This is a genomic window from Desulfuromonas acetexigens, from assembly GCF_900111775.1.
In the GTDB taxonomy this organism is placed as follows: Bacteria; Desulfobacterota; Desulfuromonadia; order Desulfuromonadales; family Trichloromonadaceae; genus Trichloromonas; species Trichloromonas acetexigens.
Genome location: NZ_FOJJ01000028.1, coordinates 1 through 1634 on the forward strand (window position 1 = coordinate 1; position 1634 = coordinate 1634).

Genomic DNA, 1634 nt, shown 5'->3' on the forward strand with positions numbered 1-1634 from the left:
CGCCGCCGTCGTCAAAAATTGTCGAGGGGATGTTTGGCAAGAAGGAGAAGAGCGCCGAAACCGACCCGGCAAGCGCCCACAATTTCGAGGAAATAGCGGAAGCGATGTATCTGCACAGCCTGAAAAATACGGTTTGACCGGCCACAAATAAGACAGGGCCGGGAATTTCTCCCGACCCCGCCCCGCCCATAGGGAACCAAGACGAACCCTAAAAGGAGTCTACCAAATGGAACAGGCATTGGCAACAAACTTGACAGAAACGGACACGGGGGAAGATCGGGCCGCCGACTTGCGGGGCAAGATTCACGCCCTGCTTGCGGGCGGCGATTGCTCCCAGGCGCAGATTGCCCGGGTTTCCGGGCTCTCAGCGGCGGCCCTCTCAAGTTGGCTGAAAGGGGCCTACAAGGGGGATAACAGCGCCGTTGAAGAGAAGCTTTTGAAGTGGCTTGGAGCCCGGGACCGGAACGCCCGGACTTCCGCCGCCATGCCCGCCGCTCCGGCCTGGGTCGACACCCCGACCGGCCGCCGGATCCACGCGGTTCTCATGTTCGCGCAAGCGGCCGGGGACTTGGGTTGCATTTACGGCGGGGCCGGACTCGGCAAGACCAAGGCGCTTCAATCTTACGCCGCCGCCAGTCCTAACGTCTGGGTTTCCACCATGAGCCCGGCGCATGGCGGGGTGTCGTCGGCCCTGGAAGAAATCGCCGAAGCAATCGGCCTTCGGGGAATTCCCGGCCGCGCCGCCCGCCTCCAGCGGGAGCTGGTCAACCGCCTGAACAATACCGGCGGCCTGTTGATCGTCGACGAAGCCCAACACTTGAATATGCGAAGCCTGGAAGCCATTCGCGCCATTCATGACGCTACCGGCGTCGGGCTGGTGTTGTGCGGTAACGAGGCGGTTTTTGCCCGTCTGACCGGGGGGAGCCGGGAGGCGACCTTTGCTCAGCTCTTCAGCCGTTTGGGGAAAAGGCTCCGGTTGACCAAGGCCGCCCCGGGGGACGTTGACGCCATGGCCGATGCCTTCGGCGTCATGGGCACCGCCGAACGCCGCTTTCTGGCGGGGATCGCCAGCAAACCGGGAGCATTGCGGGGGGTGGTGAAAACCTTGCGCCTGGCGTCGGTTTTCGCGGCCGGAAAAGGTGAGTCTCTGACTGTCGATCATTTGAACGCGGCCTGGCATGACCTGGCCGGGGAGGGGTAGCCATGGCACAGCACGAAGTCTGCCGTCAAGATCATTCCGCCGTGACGCCCCGGGAAGCCGTGGCGCTCTTGGTCGAATCGCAAAAGGGTTTGTTGTGGACCGTTGAGGAACTGCTTCGAGCTCTGGAACTGGCGGCGAGCAACGAGGGGGCGAAGAGTGAACGGAAGACGATGGATTGGACCCTGATTCTTCCCGCTCTTCTCAACCAGGTGAAGTCCGCCGCCGCCCTCCTGGAACCCGTGGAAAGGTGTTTGCTGAACGTCCAATCTTCTCCCGACGAGGTGAATCATGAATGTCGATGCCGCTGAAAAAGCCCTGAGATCGACCCAGGCGGAACTGGTCAAGGTTGTAAGTTTGCTCCGCCTGGCCTCGGATGCCGCGATAGGTTGCCCGCTGGCACAGGCCGGGGAAGTTGTTGACGATATTGGAGCCG

2 protein-coding genes are annotated in these 1634 nt (G+C 62.1%); both read left to right on the forward strand.

The genetic code is table 11. From position 1 onward, the window contains the following. Positions 1 to 226: 226 nt before the first annotated feature. Entirely contained in the window at positions 227 to 1201 is a 975-nt protein-coding gene (locus BQ4888_RS10700) for an AAA family ATPase (protein WP_092057180.1), read from the forward strand. A 2-nt stretch (positions 1202 to 1203) separates the two neighbouring features. Continuing rightward, positions 1204 to 1509: a hypothetical protein gene (locus BQ4888_RS10705; protein ID WP_092057182.1), complete on the forward strand. Its 306-nt coding sequence runs from the start codon at positions 1204 to 1206 to the stop codon at positions 1507 to 1509. Positions 1510 to 1634: the final 125 nt, after the last annotated feature.